This window comes from Pseudomonas sp. QLc11A (assembly GCF_052112305.1).
GTDB classification, from domain to species: Bacteria; Pseudomonadota; Gammaproteobacteria; order Pseudomonadales; family Pseudomonadaceae; genus Aquipseudomonas; species Aquipseudomonas laurylsulfatiphila.
This window is the reverse complement of the sequence record NZ_JAVAJJ010000100.1, coordinates 1-243: the sequence shown is the minus strand read 5'-3', so window position 1 is coordinate 243 and position 243 is coordinate 1. Positions and strand designations below refer to the sequence as shown.

General features: G+C 63.4%; 1 protein-coding gene. It reads right to left on the bottom strand.

Translation table 11 applies throughout. The features are described 5' to 3' along the window. Window positions 1-243, bottom strand: a 243-nt coding sequence (locus tag Q8X48_RS30070; protein ID WP_407802702.1) for an immunoglobulin-like domain-containing protein, incomplete at both ends; no start/stop codon positions are given.

The window sequence follows — 243 nt, the reverse complement described above, 5'->3', positions numbered from 1 at the left end:
CGTCCTTGATGGATTCAGTCACGATGGTCGGACCGGTGTAAACGTCGTTGCCGACGCTGACCGGCAGGCTACCGGAGCTCTGGCCTTCGGCGATGGTGATGACCTTGCCGCTGTCGAGGGTCACGGTGACTGGACCGTTCTGCGCGGTAACCGGGGCACCGTTCTTGTCGGTCAGCGTGGCGGTGTAGGTGATGGTGCCGTTTTCATCCACACTCGGGGTGGCGGTCAGGGTCACGGTGGTGG